The organism is Reyranella sp. (genome assembly GCF_017305915.1).
GTDB lineage: Bacteria > Pseudomonadota > Alphaproteobacteria > Reyranellales > Reyranellaceae > Reyranella.
Map to the genome: position 1 here is coordinate 187322 of NZ_JAFKJN010000014.1, position 23108 is coordinate 210429.

The following is a 23108-nucleotide window of genomic DNA, read 5'->3' on the forward strand; positions in this document are numbered from 1 at the left end:
TTTCCTCCCGAGAAAGTCGCTAGTCTGGCGGCAGTTCCGGCGTGTGTCCCGCGTATTCCCGCCACGGAGTACCTCATGACTGCCCGTAGCTTGGTTCTCGCGTTGCTCGCGTTGTTGCACGCGCCTGTCGCCGCGGCCGAGCCCTATCCCTCGCGCCCCGTCACGCTCGTCGTGCCGTTCCCGCCCGGCGGGCCGACCGATGCGCTGGGCCGGCTGGTCGGCGAGCGCATGACCCGGTCGCTCGGCCAGTCGGTGATCGTCGACAATGCCTCGGGCGCCGGCGGCACGGTCGGCACCGCCAAGGTCGCGCGCGCCGCGGCCGACGGTTACACGCTCTGCGTGGGCCAGCTCAACAGCCACGTCTTCGGCGCCGCGGTCTACAACCCGCCGTATGATGTGCTGAACGATTTCGAGCCGATCGGCATGATCTCGATCTCCGCCCTGATGATGGTCGGCCGCGCCGATCTGCCGCCCGGCACGCTCGCCGAGCTGGTGACCTGGATGAAGACCAGGCCCGAGCCCGCGACCTTCGCCACCGTCGGTTCGGGCAGCCCGGCGCATGTCTGGACCTTCGGCTTCGGCAACACGACCGGCGTGCGTTTCCAGCTCGTGCCCTATCGCGGCGCCGCGCCGTCCATCCAGGACATGCTGGCCGGCCGCATCGACCTCACTGCGCTCGAAGCCTCGAACCTGCTGCCGCACGTGCAGGCCGGCAAGATGAAGGCCTATGCCTTGCTGAGCGCCAAGCGCTGGAAGATCGCGCCCGACATCCAGACCATGGGCGAGGCCGGCTTCCCGGGCTACGAGATGCCGTTCTGGACGGGCCTGTTCGTGCGCAAGGGCACGTCCCTCGAGGCGATCGCGAGGCTGAACGCGGCGCTGGTCGAGAGCCTCGCCGATCCTGCGCTGCAGAAGCGCCTGACCGATCTCGGCCAGGAGATCCCGTCCGCCGCCGAGCAGACGCCGCAAGGGTTCGGCGCGCGCCATCGCGCCGACGCGGAAAAATGGTGGCCCCTGATCAAGGCCGCGAATATCAAGATCGAATGAAGCAGCTCCGCATCCCCGCCGTGTACATGCGCGGCGGCACCAGCAAGGGCGTGTTCTTCCGCAAGGAGGACCTGCCGTCCGATGAAGCCGAGCGCGAGCGCGTGCTGCTGCGGGTGATCGGCAGCCCCGACCGCTACGGCAAGCACACCGACGGCATGGGCGGCGCCACCTCGAGCACCAGCAAGATCGTGATCCTGTCGAAGTCGACGCGGCCCGACAGCGACGTCGACTATCTGTTCGGCCAGGTAGCGATCGATGCGCCGGTGATCGATTGGTCGGGCAATTGCGGAAACCTAACGACGGCCGTCGGGCCGTTCGCGATCGATGCCGGCTACGTCGCAGCGCCGGCCGACGGCACGGCCGTGGTGCGCATCTGGCAGGCCAACATCCAGAAGCGGATCGTCTCCCATGTGCCGATGAAGGACGGCGCGGTGCAGGAGTTGGGCGACTTCGGGCTCGACGGCGTGGCCTTCCCCGCGGCCGAGGTCAGGCTCGAGTTCCTCGATCCGGCGGCGGACGAAGAGGGTGGAGAAGGCGGCGCGATGTTCCCGAGCGGCAACCGCATCGACACGCTCGACGTACCGGGCGTCGGCGCCATCGAGGCGACGCTGATCAATGCCGGCAACCCGACGGTGTTCGTCGATGCCGCGCGGCTCGGACTCATCGGCGCGGAGCTGCAGAAGGACATCAACGGCAATCCGAAGATCCTGGCGCTCGCCGAGGCGGTGCGATCGCACGGCGCCGTCGCCATGGGCCTGGTGAAGACTCCACAGGAGGCGACCGAGAAGCGCCAGCACACGCCCAAGCTCGCGTTCGTGGCGAAGCCCGCGGCTTACACCGCGTCGGACGGCAAGAGCGTGACGCCCGAGTCGATCGACTTGCTGGCACGCATCTTCTCGATGGGCGTTCTGCACCATGCGATGACCGGCACCGGCGCGGTGGCGATCGCCGCGGCCGTGGCGATCCCGGGCACGGTGGTCAGTCGCCTGGCGCCGATGGGCGCCGACGGCCGCGTCCGCTTCGGCCATCCCTCTGGCATTCTGAGCGTCGGCGCCGAGGCTCGCGAGGAAGCGGGCCGGTGGGCGGTCAAGAAGGTGATGATGAGCCGCTCGGCGCGGCGGCTCATGGAGGGTTGGGTGCGGGTCCCCGCCGCATGAAGATCGCGACCTACAACGTCAACGGCATCAATGGCCGCCTGCCGGTGCTGCTGCGCTGGCTGGAGCAGGCGCAGCCGGACGTGGTGTGCCTGCAGGAGCTGAAGGCGCCGCAGGAGAAGTTTCCCGCGTTGGCGCTGCGCGACGCCGGCTACGGCGCGATCTGGCACGGCCAGAAGAGCTGGAACGGCGTTGCGATCCTGGCGAGGGGCGGCGCGCCGGTCGAGACGCGGCGGGGCCTGCCGGGCGATCCGGCCGACCTGCACAGCCGCTATCTCGAGGCGACGGCGAGCGGCGTCACGATCGGCTGCCTCTATCTGCCCAACGGCAATCCCGCACCGGGGCCGAAGTTCGACTACAAGCTCAAATGGTTCGCGCGCCTGACCAGGCACGCGGCCAGGCTGCAGAAGAGCAAGACGCCGGTGGTGCTGGCGGGCGACTACAACGTCATCCCGACCGAGTTCGACGTCTACAAGCCCGAGAGCTGGGCCAAGGACGCGCTGTTCCTTCCTGACTCGCGGGCGGCGTTCGCGAAGCTGGTGAAGCAGGGCTGGGTCGACGCGGTGCGCAAGCTGCATCCGGACGAGCGCGTCTACACCTTCTGGGACTATTTCCGGAACGCCTGGCCGCGGAACGCCGGCCTGCGCATCGACCATTTCCTGCTCAACCCGGCCGTCGCCAGGCGGCTGGTCGCGGCCGGCGTCGACCGCGAGGTGCGCGGCTGGGACAAGACCAGCGATCACGCGCCGGTGTGGATCGAGCTCAAGGCCTCGACGCCCAAATCACAGACGAAGGTTCGGAAGGTGACCGAGTAGCGCTTGGTCTCGACCGGCGGGATGCTGTGCTCCCACGCGTGGCGCGCGGCGCGGCTCAGGCGATACAGCGAGCGCGGCGCGACCTCCGCCGCCCAGCGCTGCCAGCCCTCGCCGCGCCGGCGGCGCAGCCGCAGCCAGGTTCGCGGCATCGAGGCCCGCGATGGCTGCCGCGCGTTCACGCAACGGCAACAAGAACGCCGGCATCGGTTCGCTCTCGCGCAGACGCCGGCCGGCATAGTCGTAGCGCCAGCCGAACGACACGATCCGGCGCTTGCCGAGATGGCCGTGGAATTCGAAGGGCTTGAACGGCAGGGCCTGTAGCGGCGCGAGCCACGCGCGCTCCTCGGCCGGGGTGAAGGCGTCGGCACGATACGCAAAGCCCGCGGGTGCGGTTGCGGACAGTTGGGATGCGAAAAGGCCGAGCTGTGACATTTTTTGGAACCGAATCGAAAGATGGGTCGTTCATCCAGCGTTGGGAAAGACGGAGGGGTGATGAAAGCGCAGAAGGTATACGGTAACGACGGCAAGCAGCGGCAGCGGATCTCGGATGAGCTGCGGCAGCTCAAGCTGATGAGCAAGGGCCTGCGCACCAATTCGTTGCGCGCCCGGATGAAGCGCCACGCCAGCCAGCGCCCCGAGACATTGCCCGACCGGCCGGCCAAGCCCGCGCCGACCAAGCCTACGCGCGCCGTCGCGGCCTGACCTGCCTTACTCCCGCTCGAGCTCGGCGACCCGGGCCAGCATGATCTCTCCCGACCGTTCGCTGAAATCGAGCAGCAGCTTCAGCTCGGCCTCGCTGTAGCGCGCCAGCAGGGCCTGCATCCGCTTCTCCAGCGGCCGGAAGGCTGATGCCAGCGGGCTGATGCGGTCCTGGCGCACCTCTACCAGGACCTTGCGCCGGTCGTTCGGATCGGCCGCGCGCTCGACCAGGCCCAGCTTCTCCAGCCGGTCGATCAGGCCGGTGACGGCGCCGCTCGACAGCCCGGTGTGGCGCGCTATCTCGCCTGCGGTCGAGGGCCCGCTCATCAGGATCAGGTCGAGGCACTCCATGTCGGTCGGGTTGAGGCCGGCCCGGCGCGCGATCGTCTGGCCGTGCAGCACGCCCGCTGCCGAAGCCCGGCGCAGCGCCAGCATCAGCCGCTCGGCGACGGAGCCCTTGCCGGCTTGACTCGGTCTCTTCGTGGCCATATATCTCTTTTACCAAGATAATTAGTCTTGGAGATGATGCCACCCGCCACAGGAGCCGTCCATGACCCCATCCGCCTCTCTTCCCCGCCTCGACGAACGCGATCCCGCCATGGAGCAGGCGGTGATGAGCTGGCACGGCTGGGGCTCGCCGGTCGGGCTGGGCATCGGCTTGCTGGCGGTCGGCGTGACCGCGGTGCTGATCCGCTTCGCCGTGTTCGGCTTCTAGGGAGGCGGCAAGAGGCTCAGCTGCCTTCGTTGCTGAGCACGTCGCCGAACAGCTTCCAGGTCTCGCCGTCGAAGCGGGCGAGCTGGACCGCCTGGATCGGATAGAAATCGCTCGCGCTGGTGTTGATGCTGATGCCGGGCAGCAGCAGCGGCACCACCAGCTTTTGCATGCTCGCCGCCTGCTTCATCAGGTTGGCGCGCGTGAGGGTGTCGCCGCATTGCGTCAGCACGTGGCGCATGGTCGACGACACGGCATAGCCGTAGGTGTACGACGCATCGGCCAGGTTGCCCTGCGGGATGTACTTGGCCATGAACGCCTTCCATTCGAGGAAGTCCGGTGCGTTGGCCCATTGCGGGTCGGTCGGATCCTTGAGGTAGGCCGCGGTGATGATGTCCTTGCTGTTCTCCAGCCCGGCCGGCTTCAACGTCGAGGCGACGGAGGCCGCGACGTTGGCGAGATAGTGCGCCGGCTTCCAGCCGAGATCGGCGACCTTGCGGATCGCCTGCGCCGCCGCCTTGGGCGCAGCATCGTTGAACAGCACGTCGGCGCCGGAGTCCTTGAGCTGGATGATCTGGCTGTCGACCGTCGGATCGCTGACCTCGTAGCTCGCGGTCTTGATCAGGTACTTGTCCTTCGCGGTCCCGAAGCCCGCGATGAAGCCGTTGAGGTAGTCCTTACCCGAATCGTCGTTCTGGTAGAGCATGGCCACCTTGCCGTCGGGATGGTTGGCCATGATGTGCTTGGCGTAGATCGCCGCCTCGGTGGCGTAGTCGGGCTGCCAGCCCATCGTCCACGGGAACTCCTTGGGGTTGCCCCACTTCGACGCGCCGGTGGCGACGAACAGCTGCGGCACCTTCTTCTGGTTCAGGTACTTCTGCACCACCGTGTTGGTCGGCGTGCCGAGCAGCTGGTAGATCGCGAAGACCTGGTCGTCCTCGACCAGCTTGCGCACCATCTCGACCGTCTTGGGCGGCTGGAAGCCGTCGTCGTAGGTGATGAAGTTGATCTTGCGGCCGTTGATGCCGCCCGCATCGTTGACCATCTGCCAGTAGGCGGCGATGCCCTTGCCGATCACGCCGTAGGCCGAGAGCGGCCCCGAATAGGGATTGGTGTGGCCGAGCCTGATCTCCTTGTCGGTGACGCCCGGATCGTACTTCTTCTGCGCGCCGACGATGGCGGGGGCGAACGCGAAAGCGGCGGCAGTGCCGCCCACGACGCCGCGGCGGGTGATCCTGGACATGGCGTTTCCTCCTGCGCGTCCCGTTTCAACGGGATCGTCGGGAATTGTCGCGCGTCTCCACGAATTTTCAACGTCGTCGGCCCATAGCAGAGCGCTATGCGGTCTCTGCGCCACTCACTGAGTCTGTTTACGGCGATTGTCGTTGCGATCCCGCTGACTCCTATCGCTGCCTTGATCGTTTGGGGCACGTTCGTGCCGGTCTATTCAGCCGGTGTGACGCTAACGGATATGCCTGTGATCCTTGCGCTTCGCTTCTATTACACATGGGACGAAAACATCGACTCCGGCCGATATCGCCAGGTGACGACGCCGAAGGCGACGATCCGGATGGCGATGACCGCTTTCGATTGGGCGCATAACGGTCGTGCGAGCCTCTATCTCACGCCTCGACGTGAAATCGCCGTGCTGGGCCCCATGGACGATGACTATCTGACATCGCTCGATCCCCTGAAGAGCCAATCGATTACGGGCACGGCAGCGGACGGTTGGATCTATCTCGGCGCCTTCGACTATGAGTCGCTGCCGGGAAGAGAACGCCGGTTGCGCTTCGTCAGCGCCGCCGAGCAGGCGGAATGCATCCCCATGCGGAGTGACGAAGACTGGACTCTCCGGGTGCGCAGCTCGGCGCGGCGCCCCGACTGCCGTTGAACGCGGTCACGCCGCGAGCCCTAGAAGTCGGTCGAGAGCGACAATTGCACAGTGCGTGGTGCGCCCTGCATCAGCGCGCCGTAGCTCGCCACCGCACTCCAGTAGTTGAGGTCGAACACGTTCTGCACGGCAGCGCGCAGGCTGACCGGGCGATCGGCGATCGTCGTCCGGTAGCGCGCGCTGACATCGAAGCGTGTCCACGCGGGGATGCTCTGCGTGTTGCCGACATCGACATACGCATGGCCCGAATAGGCGACGTTGCCGCCCAGCGTCAGCCCGGTCAGGAACGGCGTGTCCCACTCGAGGCCGAGATTGGCCTGGACGGCGGCGACACCGATCGGCCGGTTGCCGACCGTCGCCGGCGAGTTGGTCTGGGTCATCACGGCGTCGAGCAGGGTGAGGCCCGAGAGCACCCGCAGCTCGGGCACGATCTCGCCAAACACCGCGAACTCGAGGCCGCGATTGCGCTGCTCGCCGCCGGCGCTGAACACGTTGCCGACGAGCTGGCCGAACGGCTTCTCGATCTGGAAAGCCGCGAGCGTGGCGGCGATCTTGCCGAAGTCGGCCTTGATGCCGACCTCGTACTGCTTGGCGACGTAGGGTGCCAGCACCTCGCCGGCATTCGACGCCGTGCCGGGCGCGATGTCGCCCTTGCTCAGGCCCTGGATGTAGTTTCCGTACACCGACACGTTGCTCAGCGGCTTCACGACCAGACCGACCATCGGCGTGAGCGCGCTCTTGTCGTACGACGACGTCGTCAGGCCGGCGGGGCTGAAATTATCCGACACGATCCGCTGCTGGCGGCCGCCAAGCATCAGCTGCAGGCGCTCGTCGAACGCCGACAGCGTGTCGGACAGCGCGAAGCCCACGAGGCTGGTCTGCGAGATCTTCGGCACCGACAGCGGCGTGGCGATCCGTTGCGCCGTCCGGTCGATCGGTGTGTAGATGTTGGATGTCATCGCCGTGCCGTTGGTCGAGCCGCGCGACAGATCCTCGCGATAGCTGAGCGCCTGGAAGGTGATCATGTGCCGGATCGCCGACGTCGCGAACGAGGCGCGCAGGCCGCCGTCGTAGGTGAAGCGGTTGATGTCGAAGATGAAGCTCGCCGGCGTGTTGGTCGTGTCGCCGTTGGCATTGACGATGGTCGGTGTGCCGAACACGCGGTCGACGCGGGTGTGGGCGCCGCCCAGGTCGCCGAAGATCGTCAGGCCGTCAGCGAGGTCGTACTCCGCGCGCAGCAGCCCGCCCTGGTCGCCGATCTTCGAGTTCTCCCAGGACTGCGTGACGTTGCGATGGCCGTCGGGCGCCGCCGGCACGGCGACACCGGCCGAGACCAGGAAGGGCCGCGACGGCGCGATGATGTTCTCCTCCTGGGCGATTGCGTCGATCGAGGCGCGGAAACGCTCGCCGCGATAGTCGAACGCCAGCGAGCCGACGAAAGCGCCGCGCGACTGCTTGTCGATCGGCGTGTTGCCGCCGCCATAGCTGGCATTGAGGCGGACGCCGAACTCGCGCTGGTCGCCGAACCGCCGGCTCCAGTCGACGTGGCCGCCGGCCTGAAGGTTCGACGTGTACTCGGCGGTGAAGCGCGCGAGATCGGCCTCGGCGCGCTTGGGCACGACATTGATGGTGCCGCCGATGCTGCCATTGGGCGACATGCCGTAGAGGAAGGCGGACGGGCCCTTGAGGATCTCGATGCGCTCGGCGTAGTCGGTGAACACGCGGTAGTTCGGCGCGACGCCGAAGATGCCGTCGAAGGCGACCTCGCCGGAGTTGCCCTCGGCGACGGGAAAGCCGCGGATGAAGAAGGCATCGAGCGTGCCGCCGGTCTGGGCGGAGAACTTCACCGACGGATCGTTCCTCGCCACGTCGGCGGCGGTGACCGCCTGCTGGTCCTCGATCTTCTTCGAGGTGAAGCTGGTGATGCTGAACGGCGCATCCATGATGTCGCGATTGCCGAGCACGCCGAGGCGGCCGCCGCGCGCCACCTGGCCGCCGGCATATTCCGGCGGCAGGTTGTCGATGGTCGCATTCGGGTTCGTCCGCCGGCCGAAGACCTGCACCGGCGTCATCGTCGGGGCGGCGGGGTCGCCGCCGGTCGCCTGTGCGGCCTCGGGTTCGGCGCCGGCTTGCGGGGCTGCCAAGGGGGCGAACGCTGCTGCCGTCAGAACCGCGCGCAGCCAACGCGATCCACGGCTTTCCTTTGTTTTGTAGGCCAAGACCCCAACTCCCCAACGTCAACTCAAGTGCAAGTGATTCGCAATCGCGGGAAGTGACATAGCTGCGATCCAAGGTGATGAAAATGATTATTAATTGCACTTCGGAAGAGAACTGTTGGCGCTACCGACGGCCGAACAGGCGGCGGGCGTAGGCAATCGCGCCGTACGACGCGAGCAGGGCGAGCGCCAAGCCCGTCAGGGCGAGGGCGAACCGGTAGATCGGCCCGCCGACCTTGGCGGCATGGACGGCGTAGGCTTCGCTGACCAGCCGGTCGGTCAACGGCACGGCCACGGCATCGCGCGTCTGGATCACCGTGCCGTCCGCCGTCGCGTCGACGGTCGTTCGTCCGTTGGGATGCCATTCCGCCGGCTGGCGCAGCCACACCGCGATGGGCGATCCGGGCGCGGCGGGCAATATGACGACGCGGGGCGACGCGTCGGGAAAGCGCTCGAGGGCCGCCGTGAACACGGCTTGCCAGGCGATGTCTGCCGCTGCGTCCACTGGCTTTGAGATCGATGCCGAGGGAGCCGGCAGTCCCGAGACGGCGCGCAGCAGGGCCTTGGTCGTCGCGGGAAAGACGACGGCCACTCCGGTCGTCATTGTCACCAGCAGAGGCAGCGCCACGATGAGCCCGAGTTCGCGGTGGGCAACAACCATCGCCGCCCGCGTCGCGCTCCTCGGCCACGCCGCCCCCCGCCATCGCCGGATCGCGGGCCAGGCCAGGACCAGGCCCGACAGCACCAGCACGAGTCCCGCCAAGCCGACGATGCCGACGGCCTTCTTCGCGCCTTGCCCGAGGAGCAGCGAGCGGTGCAGCTCGAACAGCACATCCACGAAACGCTCGTTGCCCCGCCAGCGCGCGATCACGGCACCGCTGTGTGGGTCGAGGAAGCCACCGCCCGTCTGGTCGCGCAGGTAGATCTGATCGAGCGCGTTCGAGGGGCCCGCCAGCACCAGCGCCCACACGCGATCCTTGCCGAAGCCGGCTTCGGCGGCACGAACGCGACGGGCGAGACCAGCCGCAGACTCGTCTCCGGCGCCAGGCAACGGACCGGTGATCGCCGGCTGCACGAGCGGCAGCCAGTCTTCCTGCAAGGCCAGCAGGCTCCCGGTCGCGCCGAGCAGCAGCAGCCACAACGACACGGCGAATCCGGTGAGCCGATGGGCGAGGCCGAGAATGGCCAACGGGGTAATGATTATCCGGCCCTCGCCTGATGGCGATCAATTGAGAATGGTTCGCACTCTCAACGTCGGCGGGGCACTTTTGTCAAGCCGCGAGCTGCTCCGGCGGCGTGAAGGCGAAGCCCTGCGCCTCGGCGACCGGCTTGCAGGTCAGCTTGCCAGCATGGACGTTCAGCCCGTTGCGCAGGTGCGGGTCCTCGGCGATGGCGCGCCGCCAGCCCTTGTCGGCGAGCGCCAGCACGAACGGCAGCGTCGCGTTGTTGAGCGCGAAGGTCGAGGTGCGCGACACCGCGCCCGGCATGTTGGTGACGCAGAAATGCGTCACGCCGTCGACGACATAGACCGGATCGGAATGGCTGGTCGGCTTGGAGGTCTCGCTGCAGCCGCCCTGGTCGATGGCGATGTCGACCAGCACGCTGCCGGTCTTCATCGTGCTCACCATCTCCTTGGTGATCAGCTTGGGCGCGGCGGCGCCCGGCACCAGCACGGCGCCGATCAGCAGGTCGGCGCGGCGCACCACCTGGACCAGCGCATCGTGGGTCGAGAAGATGGTGCGCGCGCCGGGGAGCTGCACGGCGATGCGGCGCAGCACCTCGGCCGAGCGGTCGACCACGGTGACGGTGGCGCCCATGCCGAGCGCGATGGTGGCGGCGTGCGTGCCCGAGACGCCGCCGCCCAGCACCACGACCTCGCCCGGCGGTACGCTCGGCACGCCGCCCAGCAGCACGCCGCGGCCGCCCGAGGTGCTCTCGAGATAGCGCGCGCCGACCTGCGGCGCGAGGCGGCCGGCGATCTCCGACATCGGCGTCAGCAGCGGCAGGGTGCCGATCGGCGAGGTCACGGTCTCGTAGGCGATGGCGGTGACGCCGCTCTTCAGCAGGTCCCGGGTCTGCTCGCGATCGGGCGCGAGATGGAGATAGGTGAACAGCACCTGGCCGGGCTTGAGCCGCTTGCGCTCGGGGGCCAGCGGCTCCTTCACCTTCACGATCAGCTCGGCGTCGCGGAAGATCGTCTCGGCATCGGCCACGATGCGCGCGCCGGCGGCGACGTAGAGCGCGTCTTCCAGCCCGGCGCCGACGCCCGCGCCCGCCTGGATCGTCACCTCGTGCCCGTGCCGCACCAGCTCGGCGACCGAGGAGGGCACCAGGCCGACGCGGTCTTCGTGGTCCTTGATCTCCTTGGGCACACCGACGCGCATGGCCGCACTCCTTTGCGAGCGAGCCTAACAGGGCGGACGGTTGGGGCGGGCCCGATTTGATTTCATGCCGCCGCGCGGGGGCGTCTTCGATGCCGGCCGCCGTCGACACGACTTGCAATATGCCGGTTCCACTGTGCAGATTACCGTTTGTTGCGTCCCGCGTAGTCGCGTGTGCTCGAACCGGGAGGAAACAAAACATGAAATACAGCGTGATTCTTGCCGCCCTGGGCGTCCTCGGCGCCGGATCGGCGGTTGCCCAGCAGCCGCCGATCAAGATCGGCGTCCTCTATCCTCTCACCGGCGGCGGCGCCGTCTATGGCGTGCCGGCGCTGGCCGGGCACCAGCTCGCCATCGAGGAATTGAACGCCAAGGGCGGTATCATGGGCCGCAAGATCGAATCGATCGAGCGCGACGACAAATTGAATCCGGCGACGGCCTCCTCGACGATGAAGGAGCTGATCACCAAGGACAAAGTCGACATCGTGCTGGGCGGGCTGGCCTCGTCGGTCGGGTTGGCGATGTCGGAAGTGTCGAAGCAGGAGAAGGTCGTCTACATCTCGACCGTCCCCAAGAGCATCCAGATCACCACGGACAAGCTGCACAAGTACGTCTTCCGGACCTCGGCGAACACCGACCAGGAAGGCGACACGATGGCGATGCTGGCCGGCAGGAACAAGCTCGGCAAGATCTGCCATCTCGAGCTCGACTATGCCTACGGCAACGACCTCGAGGTCGGCATCCTGAAGGCGATGCCGAAGTACGCGCCCGACGCCAAGATCGTGCTGACGCTGAAGCCCAAGCTCGGCGCCACCGACTTCAATCCGTTCATCCCGCAGGTCATGGCCGCCGGCTGCGACGGCGTGCTCTCGGGCCTGTGGGGGCCGCACTTCGTGTCGTGGGTCAAGCAGGCCGCTCCGCTCGGCTTCTTCAACAAGATCAAGTGGATCTCCGGCGGCGAGGTCGGCAGCCACGAGATCGCCGGCGAGCTGAAGGGCGAGTATCCCGACAACGTCATCTCCAACACCTACGAGCTCTGGTACCACGGCAACGATCCCTCGCACGCGGCCTTCCAGGCCAAGCTCGCCAAGAAGCTCAACACCCAGGAAACGCCGCAATGGGCGGCGCTGGGCTATATCGGCGTGATGTACACCGCGGCGGCGATGGAGAAGGCCAAGTCGACCGAGGCCGACAAGGTCGCGGAAGCCCTCGAGGGGCTGTCGATCGGCACACCGGTCGGCAAGCTCACCATCGACGCCAAGACCCACCAGGCCAATATCGGCCAGTTCTGGGGACCGATGGTCAAGAAGCCCGATCGTGCCTACCGCATGATGGAGCCGGCGGAATACATCCAGCCGAAGTGACGACGGAGCGACGCGCCGTCGTCATCCCGAGCGAAGCCGCAGGATCTCTTCTTGTCGCCAGGCCGGCAAGAACAGGTCCTCGACTACGCTCGGGACGACGGTAGGGGAGAGACCGACCGAATGACCCTCACCATGTTCACGCTGAACGCGTTCTATGGCCTCGCGCTGGCGATGAACATGTTCATCATCGCCTCCGGCCTCAACCTGATCTTCGGCGTGCTGCGGGTGATCAATTTCGCGCACGGCATGTTCTACATGTTCGGCGCCTACATCACCTTCACCGTGGCCAAGAGCTGGGGCGCGCCGTTCTTCGTGGGCGTGCTGGCGGCGGCGGCGGCACTTGGCGTCATCGCTTTCGCGATTGAGCGGCTGCTGCTGCGCCACCTCTACGACAAGGAGCACCTGATGCAGCTCCTGTTCACCTTCGCGCTGGTGCTGCTGATGAGCGATGCGGCGAAGATGATCTGGGGCACCGACCAGTACTCGGTCGGCTATCCGCCGGGGCTGGGCGGCGCGGTGAACCTGGGCTTCGTTGCCCTGCCGCAGTACCAGCTCTTCCTCTGCGCGGTCGGGCCATTGATCGCCGTCGCCATGTGGTTGCTGGTCGACCGCACGCGCTGGGGCCGCGTCGTTCGGGCGGCGACCCAGGACCGAGAGATGCTGTCGGCGCTCGGCGTCAACGTGCCGATGGTCTATGCTGCGGTGTTCACCATCGGCTCGGCGCTGGCCGGCGTCGGCGGCGCGCTCGCCGCGCCCCGGATCGCGCTGGTGCCGGGCATGGATGCCACCGTCATCAACGAGTGCTTCATCATCGTCATCATCGGCGGGCTGGGCAACCTGTGGGGCAGCTTCCTGGGTGCGCTGGCCTTCGGCTTCGTCGTGCAGTTCGGCACGGTGCTGGCGCCCAACTGGCAGGACGTGCTGCCCTACCTGCTGATGCTGGTGGTGCTGCTCATCCGGCCGTGGGGGCTGCTTGGCCGGCCAGAGACCAATTGAGCGGGGCGAGGTGCTGAGCATGCCGCAGCGTCGCACCCTGGTCGCCTCCGCGATCGTCGTGCTGCTGCTGGCGCTGCTGCCGCTCAGCGGCAGCCGCTACGCCGTCGATCTCGCGACCGAGGTCCTGATCTATGCCCTGTTCGCGTTGAGCCTCAACGTCGTCATCGGCTTCACCGGCAACATCTCGTTCGGCCATGCCGCCTATTTCGCCATCGGCGGCTATGCCTGCGCCATCCTGCTCACCACCTACGACTGGCCGCTGGCGGTGAGCCTGCCGGCGGCGGTGGTGCTGGCCGGGCTGGTGGCCGCGGCGGTGGGCTACTTCTGCGTGCGGCTGACGCAGATCTATTTCGCCATGCTGACTCTCGCCTTCGCCATGCTGGTGTGGGGCGTCGCCTTCAAGTGGAAGGAAGTCACCGGCGGCGACGACGGCTTCACCGGCATCAAGCTGCCGGCAATGCTGGCCCATCATGTCGGCTACTTCTACTTCACGCTGGCCGTGGTCGCCGCGGGCGTGGCGGCGCTCTGGGTGATCTGTCATTCGGCGTTCGGGCTGACCTTGGTGGCGGTGCGCGAGAACGCCGTGCGGGCGGGCTTCATCGGCGTCGACACGCGGCGCATGCGCTGGGCCGCCTTCACCGTCGCCGGCACGTTCGGCGGCCTCGCCGGCGCGCTGTTCGGCATGTACCACCGCGGCATGTACATCGAGAACGCCTTCTGGACCGAATCGGCCAACGTGCTGATCATGGTGCTGCTGGGCGGCATCTACTCCTTCGTCGGCCCGATCTTCGGCGCCGCCGCGCTTCATCTGCTGCAGACCTTCACCAACCAGTATACGCCCTACTGGCCGACCGTGCTGGGGCTGATCCTGCTGGTGATCGTGCTGGTGCTGCCCGACGGGCTGATCGGCCTGGCGGCTCGCTTCAAGGCCCATCGAGGGGCCCGTCGAGGCAGGACATGACCGCCATGCTGAGCATCGCGGGCCTGTGGAAGTCGTTCGCCGGCTTCGTCGCCACGCGCGACGTGTCGCTCGACCTCGCGGCGGGCGAGCTGCACGCCGTGATCGGGCCCAACGGCGCGGGCAAGACGACCTTCTTCAATCTCATCACCGGTCACTTGCGCCCCGACAAGGGCGCGGTGTCGTTCGAGGGCCGCGACCTGATCGGCCTGCCGCCGCAGAAGATCGTGCGGCTGGGCATCGCCCGCTCGTTCCAGCGCATCAACATCTATCCCAGGCTCACCGTGTTCGAGAACGTGCAGGTGGCGCTGATCGCGCACGAGGGCCAGCAATGGAACCTGTTCCGCCCCGGCCGCTCGCTGCACCGCGAGGGAACGGCCGAGCTGCTGGAGCTCGTGGGCCTCGCGGCCGAGGCGGCGGAGACCGCGGGCGAGCTGAGCTACGGCAAGCAGAAGCAGCTCGAGCTGGCGATCGCGCTCGCCTCCCAGCCGCGCCTGCTGCTGCTCGACGAGCCGACCGCCGGCATGTCGCCGCAGGAGACGGCCGCGACCATCGCCTCGGTGCGCGACATCGTGAAGGCACGCGGCCTCACCTTGCTGTTCACCGAGCACGACATGGCCGTGGTGTTCGGCATCGCCGAGCGCATCTCGGTGTTGCATCACGGCGAGATCATCGCCTCCGGCGAACCGGATACCGTGCGCAACGATGCCGAGGTCAGGCGGGTCTATCTCGGGGAGCACGGCGGTCATGGCTAATCGGGGGGCCGGTCAGGGGGCTGACCTCCAGGTCGAGGCCATCCACACCGCCTACGGGCTGAGCCGCGTCCTGTTCGGCGTGTCGCTCGAGGTCCATGCCGGCGAGTGCATCGCCCTGATCGGCCGCAACGGCGTCGGCAAGACCACGACCATGCGCTCGATCATCGGCCTGACGCCGCCGGCCAGCGGCCGGGTGATGTGGAAGGGGCGGGACATCGCCCGGCTCGGGCCGCACCGCATCTGCCGCCTGGGCATCGGCTTCGTGCCCGAGGACCGGCGCATCTTTCCCGAGCTCACGGTCTGGGAGAACCTCGACATCGCGCGGCGCGCCGGCCCGGACGGCCGGACGACCTGGCGCGAGGAGCAGGTGTTCGCGCTGTTCCCCGACCTCAAGGAGATCCGCGACCGCCGCGGCGGCGTGCTGTCGGGCGGGCAGCAGCAGATGCTCACCATCGCGCGCACCCTGATGGGCAATCCCGAGCTGCTGCTGCTCGACGAGCCGTCGGAGGGACTGGCGCCGCTGATCGTCGAGCAGCTCCGCCAGCGTGTGGCTGAGCTCAAGGCGACCGGGCTGTCGATCGTGCTGGCGGAGCAGAACCTGCAGTTCGTCATGGCGCTCGCCGACCGCGTCTACATCCTGGAGAAGGGCGAGGTGCGCTTCACCGGCACACCCGCCAACTTGCAGGCCGACAAGAGCATCGTGCAACAGTTCTTGACGGTATGAGCGAGCCGCACGAAGCGAGACGGCGCTTCGCGCCTCCTCAGGGTGAGGTGGATTTTGCCGAAGCGGAACGTGCTCTACTATGCGGCGACGCGCGCGCCCGCGCTGCAACGAGGAAGTCATGCCCGAGATCATGGACGATACGACCATCGCTGCAGCGTTTGCGGCTGCGGTCTCCGCGCATGCCGGTCGCCCGTTCCTGGCCGTGCCCGCCAATCAGGACCGCGCCTATCTGCCGGCGGGCTTCGAGATGTCGTACGGCGAGGCCGGGCAGCGCGTCGAGGAGCTGGCGGGACTCTACCGGCAGGCGGGCTACGGCATCGGCCATCGCGTCGCGACGCTGCTGGAGAACCGGCCCGAGCATGTGCTTCACACGCTGGCCCTCAACAGCATCGGCGTGTGCTGCGTGCCGATCAATCCGGACTACCGCGCCGCCGAGATCGCCTATCTCATCGACCACAGCGAACCCGACCTCGTCCTGACCCTCGGCGAGCGGCAGGCGTCGATCGCCGAAGCCCTGGCGCAGGCGGCGCACCGGCCCCGCGTGGTCGTATCGGAGTCGTTCCCGGGATCGCTGGAGAAGGTGTCGCACGCGGCACGCGACACGCGGCCCGTCCCCGAGACGCCGGCCAGCATCCTGTATACCTCCGGCACGACCGGCCGGCCCAAGGGCTGCGTGTTGTCCCATGGCTATGTGATGGCGTCCGGCGCCTGGTACGCCTCGCTCGGCGGGATGGCCGGCCTGCGCCGGGCCGAAGATCGCATCTACAATCCGCTGCCGCTCTATCACGCCAACGCCGGCGTGGTCTCGCTGATGGGCGCCATCGTGACGGGCAACTGCCAGATCCAGCCCGATCGCTTCCATCCGCAGCGCTGGTGGCGGGAGGTGGCCGAGACCGGCGCCACCGTCGTCCACTATCTCGGGGTGATCGCGCCGGTGCTGCTGAAGCTGGCGCCTGGCGAGCACGAACGCCGCCACAAGGTCCGGTTCGGCATCGGCGCCGGCATCGAGCCCGAGCTGCACGCGGCGTTCGAGCAGCGCTTCGGCTTTCCCATGATCGAGCTCTGGGGAATGACGGAGATGGTCCGCGTGCTGGGCGACACCGCCGAGCCCCGCCAGGTGGGCACCCGCGCGTTCGGACGGGCCGTGCCGGGCGTCGAGGTTCGCGTCGTCGACGATGCCGATCGCGACGTCGCCGATGGCCAGCCCGGCGAGATGCTGGTGCGCCACTCGTCGGAGACGCCGCGCCGCGGCTGCTTCTCCGGCTATCTCAAGGACGAGGCGGCCACCGAGACCGCCTGGCAGGGCGGCTGGTTCCATACCGGCGACGTGGTGTGGCGCGGGCCGGACGGCATGCTGCATTTCGTCGAGCGCAAGAAGAACATCATCCGCCGCTCGGGCGAGAACATCGCGGCGGCCGAGGTCGAGGCCGTGCTGCTCACCCATCCAGATGTGCAGCAGGTGGCCGTGATGGCGGTGAAGGACGAGCTTCGTGACGAGGAGGTGCTGGCCTGCGTGGTGCTCAAGCGCGCGATGGCGGAGAAGGAGGCGGCGACGGCGCTGTTTCACCATTGCAACGAGCGCCTCGCCTACTACAAGCCGCCGGGCTGGATCCACATCGTGCAAAGCCTGCCCACGACGGGCACGCAGAAGATCCAGAAGCACAGCATCTACCCGGCCGGGACCGATCCGCGCACCCTGTCGGAGATCATCGACCTGCGCTCCCTGAAGCGCCGCCAGCACGCGTAACTGCGTTGGTCAGGTCTGTGGGTAGCTGCGGCGCGCAAGTCCATTACCTCGCCCTGAGGAGCGGCCCGTCGGGCCGCGTCTCGAAGGGTGGGCAACAGGCAAGGTGCGGGGGCTCGCCCTTCGAGACGGGCGCTTCGCGCCCTCCTCAGGGTGAGGGGTGCGCATTCCGCGGATGCCTACAGCAGGTGCCCCGCGCGCTCGGCCTTGGTGCGGAGATAATTCTCGTTGTGGCCGTTCGACGGGAAGGCGTGCGCCACGCGCTCGGCGACCTCGATGCCGTAGCGCGCGAGCTGGGCGATCTTCTCGGGGTTGTTGGTCATCAGCCGCACCCGCTTGATGCCCATGCGCTGGAGCATGGTCGCGGCCGGGGCGTAGAGGCGCTCGTCGGCGTCGAAGCCCAGCTGCTCGTTGGCGTCGATCGTGTCGAAGCCGTCATCCTGCAATTCGTAGGCGCGCAGCTTGTTGACCAGGCCGATGCCGCGACCCTCCTGCGCGAGATAGAGCAGCACGCCCGAGCCCTGCTTGGCGATCTGCTCGATGGCGCCCCGGAGCTGCACGCCGCAATCGCAGCGCAGCGAGCCCAGCAGGTCGCCGGTGAAGCATTCGGAATGGAGCCGGATCAGCACCGGCTCGGTCGGGTCGATCTCGCCGACCACGATGGCGAGGTGCTCCTTGCCGCCGTCGCTCGGCCGCCACGCGAGTATGCGGGCGTTCTCCGCGCCCTCCAGCGGCACGTGCGCCTGCGCCACCTGCTGCAGGTTGCGCGCCGCCGTCTCCTCGTAGGCGCGGACGTCTTCGGCGTCGACATAGACCAGGTCCTGCTCGCGCGCCCAGTCGCGCCGCTTGTCGCCGCGGTCGCTGGTCAGCGGCCCCAGCACCACCGCCGGCAGCAGGCGCGACAGCTTGGCGAGCTCGATCGCCGCCTCGGCGACCTGCGGCGCGTGGCTGGCCACGGGGCGGGAGAGGTGGCTGAGCGCGATGTGGCGGCCGGCGGTCTCGCTCTCGTGCGGCCGCAGGATGATGTCGACCGGCACGCCCTGCGGCAGGTCGATGGTGATCGGCTTGTTGCGGTCGCCCATGCCGCCCGCGATGTGCGGCGGGATCTCCATGCCGATCGCCTCGGCCCGGCGGCGGGTGGTGACCAGGACGGGGGCGTCCTGGGCCAGGCCCTGCAGGTGCTGCAGGGCCTGCGGGCCGCAGGATTCAGCGGCGATGACCAGCCCGCCATGGCCCTGCGCGTCGCGCAGGACGACGATGCCGCCCCGGCGCAATTCCGCCATGGCGCGCTCGACGGCGGCTTGCGCAGTGGCAGTGCGGGATGAGTTGGGGGCGGCGGCCATAGGTCCTATCGGGGCTCCTTATATAAGTCTAGCACGGAGCGGGCCATCCGGTTGAAAGTGAACCGCTTTTGCAGGGCGAGCGTACCGGATACACTGAACTCATGGATGCATCGGGCAGCGGCATGACCGGCAACAATCGCGGCAAGAAGATCCTCCTGGTCGACGACGACCAGGCTTTGCGCACCGTGCTGGCCGAGCAACTCGACCTCTATGACGGCTTCACGACCATCCAGGTCGGGACCGCCGCCGAGGGGCTCGAGAAGGCCAAGCTCGCCCATTACGACGCCGTCCTGCTCGACATCGGCCTGCCGGACATGGACGGCCGCGAGCTGTGCAAGCTGATGCGCCGCCAGGGCGTGCGCGCGCCGGTGATCATGCTGACCGCCGCCGATTCCGATGCCGACACCATCCTCGGGCTGGAGTCGGGCGCCAACGACTACGTCACCAAGCCGTTCCGCATCAACGTGCTGCTGGCCCGGCTGCGCGCCCATCTGCGCCAGCACGAGCGCAGCGAGGACGCGGTGATGACCATCGGGCCCTACGAGTTCCATCCGGCCGGCAAGATGCTGGTGGAGAAAGGCGGCAAGAAGAAAATCCGCCTGACCGATAAAGAGGCCTCGATCCTGAAATACCTGTTCCGCGCCGGCGACCGGCCGGTGGCGCGCGACGTGCTGCTGAACGAGGTGTGGGGCTACAACGCCGGCGTCACGACGCACACGCTCGAGACCCACATCTATCGCCTGCGCCAGAAGATCGAGAAGGATCCCACCAGCGCCGCGATCCTGATCACCGATCGCGGCGGCTACCGGCTGCAACCATAGGGCCTCGGTAAATGTCCACCCAGCGCATCTACTCGCTCCCCGTCGACATCACCGACTGGAAGTTCGACGGCCAGACCGACATCCACTTCAACTGGGAATACGACGACGGCTCGGATGCGCTGCTCGAGCTCTACGAGAAGGGCAAGAAGCAGCAGTGGGACGCCAGCACGCGGCTCGACTGGTCGCTCGAGCTCGACGAAGACAATCCGATGCAGCTCAAGGACGAGGCCTTGTCGATCCACGACACCGACGTCTGGCGCAAGATGAGCGAGAAGGAGCGGGCTTGGCTGCGTCGCGAGCTTCAGGCCAACTCGATCAGCCAGTTCATGCACGGCGAGCAGGGCGCGCTGATCGCGACCGCCAAGATCGTCGCCACCGTGCCCGACATCAACGCCAAGTTCTATGCCGCGACCCAGGTGATGGACGAGGCGCGCCACGTCGAGAGCTACAAGCGGCTGCTGCACGAGAAGTTCAAGGTCGCGTACCCGATCAACCAGGCGCTGAAGACGCTGCTCGAGCAGACGCTGACCGACCGGCGCTGGGACATGACCTATCTCGGCATGCAGGTGCTGATCGAGGGGCTGGCGCTGGCTGCCTTCCAGTCGATCCGCGACAAGGCGGGCAATACGCTCGCCTCGGCGGTGAACGCCTATGTGATGCAGGACGAATCGCGCCATGTGTCGTTCGGCCGGCTGGCGCTGCGCGAGTTCTATCCGCAGCTCAGCGATGCCGAGCGCGACGAGCGCGAGGAGTTCACGGTCGAGGCGCTGCATTTCATGCGCGACCGCTTCAACCAGTCGGAAGTGTGGGAGCGGCTCGGCCTGCCGGCCCAGGTGCTCGACGAGATCCACTACAATTCCAAGCAGATGAACTCGTTCCGCGGCCGGCTGTTCAGCCGCGTCGTGCCGACGGTCAAGGATATTGGCTTGTGGGGTCCCCGGGTGCAGAAGGCCTTCGCCGAGATGGGGGTGATGGACTACGCCCGGATCGATGTCGGCGAGCAGCTCGCCAAGGACGGCCAGGTCGCCGAGGATTTCGATCGCAAGATGTTCGTCGAGAAGGCGATCGCGCCGGAAGCCTAGATTAGTCGGCCAGATCGTGGCCGGGCCGGTAGCGGATCAGGCTGCGGCCGGGGCTGCCGGGCCGGGGCTTGGTGACCAGGACGGGATCCTGGTCCTTTGCGGGTGCCACAACCTCGGGTGTCTGCGCCGGCGGGGTGGACCGGGAGGCGCTCAGCATGATGACGCTCGCCGCCCCGAGGGCGCCGCCGATACCGACGGCGATCCAGGTGAGGATCCACATCAGATGGCGCATCTTGCTGCCGTTCTCCATTCGAGGTTGTTTTTTACACAGTGGTGCAGTTTGTTGCGTTCACAAGATCGTGGGTCGGTTCCGATGTTTGGCCGCCGCTCCTCATGTCGCCTCTGAGGATGAAACTATAGGAGGCGCTTGCTGCGCTGCACCCGATTTCGGGTTTCTGTTGTCACAGGGTCGCAACAACCATCAGCAGCAGCGCCGCCGGCACGATCAAGGGCCAGGGCAGCACCGCAATCAGCAGCACGCCCGCGACCGCGCCGACCAGGTAGCCGGTCCAGGTCAGCGCCAGCAGCCGCGGCCCCATGACGACCGAGGGCGGCGGGTGGCGGGCCGGCCAGGCGCGATCGAGCGTCGCCTCGGCGATGCGGGCGAGCGTGCTGGTGACCACCACGGTGCTGACGGCGGTCCCGGCGAAGTGGGTGATCGCCGAGGCCTGCAGGCCCATCGCCAGCGCGACCAGCAGCAGCGCGGGCTCGCGGCCGATCGGCAGGAAGTCGACGACCGCCAGCACGACCGCCTCGAGCAGCAGCGGCACCGCTTGCCTGCGCCCCAGCCGGAGCAGCAGGCGCGCCAGCATCGCGCCCAGGAAGAAGGTGCCGAGCGGCGCCATGCGCTTGGCCGCCAGCGCGACGTCGCCCTGGCCCAGCGCCATGCCGGCCAGCACGGTGTTGCCGGTCATGTTGGCCGCGAACACGCCGCCCATGGCGACGTAGCCCACCGCGTCGGCCATGCCGGCGACGATCGTGAGCAGGCCGGCTTGCATCAGCGGCCGCATGGCTGTCATCGGCAGTGGCACCCTGGTTGCTGGTTCGTCATAGTCCGCCTCGGGGAACCATAAACAAATGAATACGACGACCCTGACCCGGCGCCACCTGCTGCAGGCGAGCCCGCTGGCGCTGCTGCCGCCGCAGACCCTGGGGCAGGCCTGGCCGAACCGGCCGCTGCGCTTCGTGGTGCCGGCAGCACCGGGAGCCGGCATCCTCGACATCATCGGCCGCCTGCTCGCCCAGCACCTCGCGCGCAAGCTCGGCCAGCAGGTCGTGGTCGAGAACAAGCCGGGAGCCGCCAACAATGTCGGTGCCGAGTTCGTCGCCCACGCGCCGGCCGACGGCCATACGCTGCTGATGTGCAACAGCTCGCTGGCGGTGGCCGACCATCTCTATGCGCGGCTGGGCTACAAGCCGATGTCCGACCTCTTGCCGGTGACCCAGGTCAACTCGGCGCCGCTGATCCTGGTGGCCCATCCCTCGGTGCCGGTGAGCACTGTGCAGGAGCTGATCGCCTACGCCAAGGCCAACCCGGGCATGCTGAACTACGGCTCGGCCGGCATCGGCAGCACGCCGTTCCTCGCCACCGAGCTGTTCAAGTCGATGACCGGCATCGACCTCGTGCACGTGCCGTACCGCGGCGGCGCGCTGGCGCTCGCCGACCTGGCGGCCGGCCAGGTCTCGGTGATGATCGAGAACGTGCCGGGCAGCGTGCCGCTGGTGCGCGACGGCCGGCTGAAGGCGCTGGCGATCACCAGCCGCCATCGCTCGCCGCTGGTGCCCGACCTGCCGACGATGGGCGAGGCGGGTGTCGCGGGTTACGAGATGATCGGCTGGAACGGCGTCTTCGTCGCGACCGGCACGGCGCCGCGCATCGTCGACAAGCTGCACGACGCGCTGGTCGGCATCATCGCCACGCCGGAGCTCAAGGCGCAGCTCGCCGAGCTCGGCGCCGAGCCGGTCGGCAACTCGCCTGCCGAGTTCGTCGCTTTCATGCGCGGCGAGCATGAGCGCTGGGGCCGGATCATCCGCGAGCGCGGGATCAAGCCCGAGTAGCCTGTTCGGCTGTGGATAAGCCCGTGCGGGCGAAGCTCATTCTGGGCAATGGAATGCGATTCGCGCCCCTGATTCCCTAGAGCATATTCCGTTCGGCTGGAATCAGCCGAACGGAATATGCCTGCTGCAACAACAACGCCCGTGCGCGCATTACCGGGCAGATGGAACCGCGGGCGGTTCCATCTGCCCGGAAATCGCTCTAGCCTGCATTTCTCACCGAGAGGTAGATTGGCAGGCGGCGCGAGAGCGGTATGCGGAGGTTGAGCAGGCGTGCCGAAGGCGTCTGTCGGAAGCTGGTTTTGGCCGTGCGCCGTTGGCCGCGGGATGGCGGTGCGGAGGGCAATCGCG

General features: G+C 67.8%; 24 protein-coding genes. 15 read left to right on the forward strand and 9 right to left on the reverse strand.

Annotated elements, in window-relative coordinates:
- Nucleotides 1-75 precede the first annotated feature (75 nt).
- Genes J0J01_RS13300 through xth form a run of 3 tightly spaced genes read left to right on the forward strand, consistent with a single transcriptional unit; the run spans nucleotide 76 to nucleotide 3016 of the window.
- Nucleotides 76-1047, forward strand: a complete 972-nt coding sequence (locus tag J0J01_RS13300) for a tripartite tricarboxylate transporter substrate-binding protein (RefSeq protein ID WP_296381284.1) — start codon at nucleotides 76-78, stop codon at nucleotides 1045-1047.
- Nucleotides 1044-2204 carry a 2-methylaconitate cis-trans isomerase PrpF gene (prpF, locus tag J0J01_RS13305; protein WP_296381286.1) on the forward strand — a complete coding sequence of 387 codons (1161 nt, stop codon included), beginning with the start codon at nucleotides 1044-1046 and terminating at the stop codon, nucleotides 2202-2204. The genes J0J01_RS13300 and prpF overlap by 4 nt, the downstream gene beginning before the upstream one ends.
- Nucleotides 2201-3016, forward strand: coding sequence for an exodeoxyribonuclease III (gene xth / locus J0J01_RS13310; RefSeq protein ID WP_296381289.1), 816 nt, complete (start codon nucleotides 2201-2203; stop codon nucleotides 3014-3016). The genes prpF and xth overlap by 4 nt, the downstream gene beginning before the upstream one ends.
- Here xth and J0J01_RS13315 read toward each other — a convergent pair.
- Nucleotides 2984-3448, reverse strand: coding sequence for a hypothetical protein (locus J0J01_RS13315; protein WP_296381291.1), 465 nt, complete (start codon nucleotides 3446-3448; stop codon nucleotides 2984-2986). The genes xth and J0J01_RS13315 overlap by 33 nt on opposite strands.
- 60 nt (nucleotides 3449-3508) lie before the next feature.
- Here J0J01_RS13315 and J0J01_RS13320 point away from each other — a divergent pair, with 60 nt between their 5' ends.
- The gene (locus J0J01_RS13320) at nucleotides 3509-3718 is read left to right on the forward strand and encodes a hypothetical protein (protein ID WP_296381294.1); all 210 of its coding nucleotides are present in this window, start codon (nucleotides 3509-3511) and stop codon (nucleotides 3716-3718) included.
- A gap of 6 nt (nucleotides 3719-3724) precedes the next feature.
- Here the strand turns inward: J0J01_RS13320 and J0J01_RS13325 are convergent, their stop codons facing one another.
- Nucleotides 3725-4204, reverse strand: a complete 480-nt coding sequence (locus J0J01_RS13325) for a MarR family transcriptional regulator (RefSeq protein WP_296381296.1) — start codon at nucleotides 4202-4204, stop codon at nucleotides 3725-3727.
- Nucleotides 4205-4265: 61 nt separating this feature from the next.
- On the opposite strand from J0J01_RS13325, the gene J0J01_RS13330 reads away from it, so the two are divergent.
- Entirely contained in the window at nucleotides 4266-4430 is a 165-nt protein-coding gene (locus tag J0J01_RS13330; RefSeq protein WP_296381298.1) for a hypothetical protein, read from the forward strand.
- A 16-nt stretch (nucleotides 4431-4446) separates the two neighbouring features.
- Here J0J01_RS13330 and J0J01_RS13335 read toward each other — a convergent pair whose 3' ends face one another.
- Nucleotides 4447-5670, reverse strand: a complete 1224-nt coding sequence (locus J0J01_RS13335; RefSeq protein ID WP_296381300.1) for an ABC transporter substrate-binding protein — start codon at nucleotides 5668-5670, stop codon at nucleotides 4447-4449.
- Between the two features lie 96 nt (nucleotides 5671-5766).
- On the opposite strand from J0J01_RS13335, the gene J0J01_RS13340 reads away from it, so the two are divergent.
- Nucleotides 5767-6318 carry a hypothetical protein gene (locus tag J0J01_RS13340; protein WP_296381302.1) on the forward strand — a complete coding sequence of 184 codons (552 nt, stop codon included), beginning with the start codon at nucleotides 5767-5769 and terminating at the stop codon, nucleotides 6316-6318.
- A 20-nt stretch (nucleotides 6319-6338) separates the two neighbouring features.
- Here J0J01_RS13340 and J0J01_RS13345 read toward each other — a convergent pair whose 3' ends face one another.
- The 3 genes from J0J01_RS13345 to ald form a co-directional block, all read right to left on the reverse strand.
- Nucleotides 6339-8462, reverse strand: a complete 2124-nt coding sequence (locus J0J01_RS13345; RefSeq protein WP_296381304.1) for a TonB-dependent siderophore receptor — start codon at nucleotides 8460-8462, stop codon at nucleotides 6339-6341.
- Between the two features lie 196 nt (nucleotides 8463-8658).
- Nucleotides 8659-9723, reverse strand: coding sequence for a PepSY-associated TM helix domain-containing protein (locus tag J0J01_RS13350; RefSeq protein ID WP_296381306.1), 1065 nt, complete (start codon nucleotides 9721-9723; stop codon nucleotides 8659-8661).
- 82 nt (nucleotides 9724-9805) lie between these two features.
- A complete protein-coding gene (gene ald / locus J0J01_RS13355) occupies nucleotides 9806-10918 on the reverse strand; it encodes an alanine dehydrogenase (RefSeq protein WP_296381311.1) in 1113 nt (370 codons plus the stop codon).
- A 197-nt stretch (nucleotides 10919-11115) separates the two neighbouring features.
- Here ald and J0J01_RS13360 point away from each other — a divergent pair, with 197 nt between their 5' ends.
- The 6 genes from J0J01_RS13360 to J0J01_RS13385 all read left to right on the forward strand — a co-directional run bounded on the left by J0J01_RS13360 (nucleotide 11116) and on the right by J0J01_RS13385 (nucleotide 17459).
- Nucleotides 11116-12279: an ABC transporter substrate-binding protein gene (locus tag J0J01_RS13360; RefSeq protein WP_296381312.1), complete on the forward strand. Its 1164-nt coding sequence runs from the start codon at nucleotides 11116-11118 to the stop codon at nucleotides 12277-12279.
- A gap of 120 nt (nucleotides 12280-12399) precedes the next feature.
- Nucleotides 12400-13275 (forward strand): branched-chain amino acid ABC transporter permease, encoded by an 876-nt coding sequence (locus tag J0J01_RS13365; protein ID WP_296381314.1) that lies wholly within the window; start codon nucleotides 12400-12402, stop codon nucleotides 13273-13275.
- Between the two features lie 19 nt (nucleotides 13276-13294).
- Complete coding sequence (locus J0J01_RS13370; protein ID WP_296381316.1) at nucleotides 13295-14236, forward strand: branched-chain amino acid ABC transporter permease; 942 nt, start codon at nucleotides 13295-13297, stop codon at nucleotides 14234-14236.
- Complete coding sequence (locus J0J01_RS13375) at nucleotides 14233-14988, forward strand: ABC transporter ATP-binding protein (RefSeq protein WP_296381318.1); 756 nt, start codon at nucleotides 14233-14235, stop codon at nucleotides 14986-14988. The genes J0J01_RS13370 and J0J01_RS13375 overlap by 4 nt, the downstream gene beginning before the upstream one ends.
- Nucleotides 14981-15712: an ABC transporter ATP-binding protein gene (locus J0J01_RS13380; protein WP_296381321.1), complete on the forward strand. Its 732-nt coding sequence runs from the start codon at nucleotides 14981-14983 to the stop codon at nucleotides 15710-15712. The genes J0J01_RS13375 and J0J01_RS13380 overlap by 8 nt, the downstream gene beginning before the upstream one ends.
- 118 nt (nucleotides 15713-15830) lie before the next feature.
- A complete protein-coding gene (locus tag J0J01_RS13385) occupies nucleotides 15831-17459 on the forward strand; it encodes an AMP-binding protein (RefSeq protein WP_296381323.1) in 1629 nt (542 codons plus the stop codon).
- Between the two features lie 176 nt (nucleotides 17460-17635).
- On the opposite strand, the gene ribA is transcribed toward J0J01_RS13385, so the two are convergent.
- Entirely contained in the window at nucleotides 17636-18799 is a 1164-nt protein-coding gene (gene ribA, locus J0J01_RS13390; RefSeq protein WP_296381324.1) for a GTP cyclohydrolase II, read from the reverse strand.
- Nucleotides 18800-18900: 101 nt separating this feature from the next.
- Between ribA and J0J01_RS13395 the strand changes: the two genes are divergently transcribed.
- Nucleotides 18901-19620, forward strand: coding sequence for a response regulator transcription factor (locus tag J0J01_RS13395; RefSeq protein WP_296381326.1), 720 nt, complete (start codon nucleotides 18901-18903; stop codon nucleotides 19618-19620).
- Between the two features lie 11 nt (nucleotides 19621-19631).
- Nucleotides 19632-20702, forward strand: a complete 1071-nt coding sequence (locus J0J01_RS13400) for a ferritin-like domain-containing protein (RefSeq protein ID WP_296381328.1) — start codon at nucleotides 19632-19634, stop codon at nucleotides 20700-20702.
- A gap of 1 nt (nucleotide 20703) precedes the next feature.
- On the opposite strand, the gene J0J01_RS13405 is transcribed toward J0J01_RS13400, so the two are convergent.
- On the reverse strand, nucleotides 20704-20952 hold the full coding sequence (locus tag J0J01_RS13405) for a hypothetical protein (RefSeq protein WP_296381330.1): 249 nt from the start codon (nucleotides 20950-20952) through the stop codon (nucleotides 20704-20706).
- A 151-nt stretch (nucleotides 20953-21103) separates the two neighbouring features.
- Nucleotides 21104-21700 (reverse strand): YoaK family protein, encoded by a 597-nt coding sequence (locus J0J01_RS13410; RefSeq protein ID WP_296381331.1) that lies wholly within the window; start codon nucleotides 21698-21700, stop codon nucleotides 21104-21106.
- Nucleotides 21701-21779: 79 nt separating this feature from the next.
- On the opposite strand from J0J01_RS13410, the gene J0J01_RS13415 reads away from it, so the two are divergent.
- On the forward strand, nucleotides 21780-22760 hold the full coding sequence (locus tag J0J01_RS13415; RefSeq protein WP_296381333.1) for a tripartite tricarboxylate transporter substrate binding protein: 981 nt from the start codon (nucleotides 21780-21782) through the stop codon (nucleotides 22758-22760).
- The last annotated feature ends 348 nt before the right edge of the window (nucleotides 22761-23108 follow it).

Bases quoted from the DNA above. Each gene is read 5' to 3' on its own strand.
- ribA (WP_296381324.1), bottom strand. From the start codon at position 18,799: ATGGCCGCCGCCCCCAACTCATCCCGCACTGCCACTGCGCAAGCCGCC.
- J0J01_RS13340 (WP_296381302.1), top strand. From the start codon at position 5,767: ATGCGGTCTCTGCGCCACTCACTGAGTCTGTTTACGGCGATTGTCGTT.
- J0J01_RS13405 (WP_296381330.1), bottom strand. From the start codon at position 20,952: ATGGAGAACGGCAGCAAGATGCGCCATCTGATGTGGATCCTCACCTGG.
- J0J01_RS13325 (WP_296381296.1), bottom strand. From the start codon at position 4,204: ATGGCCACGAAGAGACCGAGTCAAGCCGGCAAGGGCTCCGTCGCCGAG.
- J0J01_RS13315 (WP_296381291.1), bottom strand. From the start codon at position 3,448: ATGTCACAGCTCGGCCTTTTCGCATCCCAACTGTCCGCAACCGCACCC.
- J0J01_RS13300 (WP_296381284.1), top strand. From the start codon at position 76: ATGACTGCCCGTAGCTTGGTTCTCGCGTTGCTCGCGTTGTTGCACGCG.
- J0J01_RS13400 (WP_296381328.1), top strand. From the start codon at position 19,632: ATGTCCACCCAGCGCATCTACTCGCTCCCCGTCGACATCACCGACTGG.
- J0J01_RS13360 (WP_296381312.1), top strand. From the start codon at position 11,116: ATGAAATACAGCGTGATTCTTGCCGCCCTGGGCGTCCTCGGCGCCGGA.
- prpF (WP_296381286.1), top strand. From the start codon at position 1,044: ATGAAGCAGCTCCGCATCCCCGCCGTGTACATGCGCGGCGGCACCAGC.
- J0J01_RS13410 (WP_296381331.1), bottom strand. From the start codon at position 21,700: ATGCAAGCCGGCCTGCTCACGATCGTCGCCGGCATGGCCGACGCGGTG.
- ald (WP_296381311.1), bottom strand. From the start codon at position 10,918: ATGCGCGTCGGTGTGCCCAAGGAGATCAAGGACCACGAAGACCGCGTC.
- J0J01_RS13375 (WP_296381318.1), top strand. From the start codon at position 14,233: ATGACCGCCATGCTGAGCATCGCGGGCCTGTGGAAGTCGTTCGCCGGC.
- J0J01_RS13335 (WP_296381300.1), bottom strand. From the start codon at position 5,670: ATGTCCAGGATCACCCGCCGCGGCGTCGTGGGCGGCACTGCCGCCGCT.
- xth (WP_296381289.1), top strand. From the start codon at position 2,201: ATGAAGATCGCGACCTACAACGTCAACGGCATCAATGGCCGCCTGCCG.
- J0J01_RS13415 (WP_296381333.1), top strand. From the start codon at position 21,780: ATGAATACGACGACCCTGACCCGGCGCCACCTGCTGCAGGCGAGCCCG.
- J0J01_RS13365 (WP_296381314.1), top strand. From the start codon at position 12,400: ATGACCCTCACCATGTTCACGCTGAACGCGTTCTATGGCCTCGCGCTG.
- J0J01_RS13320 (WP_296381294.1), top strand. From the start codon at position 3,509: ATGAAAGCGCAGAAGGTATACGGTAACGACGGCAAGCAGCGGCAGCGG.
- J0J01_RS13330 (WP_296381298.1), top strand. From the start codon at position 4,266: ATGACCCCATCCGCCTCTCTTCCCCGCCTCGACGAACGCGATCCCGCC.
- J0J01_RS13370 (WP_296381316.1), top strand. From the start codon at position 13,295: ATGCCGCAGCGTCGCACCCTGGTCGCCTCCGCGATCGTCGTGCTGCTG.
- J0J01_RS13395 (WP_296381326.1), top strand. From the start codon at position 18,901: ATGGATGCATCGGGCAGCGGCATGACCGGCAACAATCGCGGCAAGAAG.
- J0J01_RS13385 (WP_296381323.1), top strand. From the start codon at position 15,831: ATGCCCGAGATCATGGACGATACGACCATCGCTGCAGCGTTTGCGGCT.
- J0J01_RS13380 (WP_296381321.1), top strand. From the start codon at position 14,981: ATGGCTAATCGGGGGGCCGGTCAGGGGGCTGACCTCCAGGTCGAGGCC.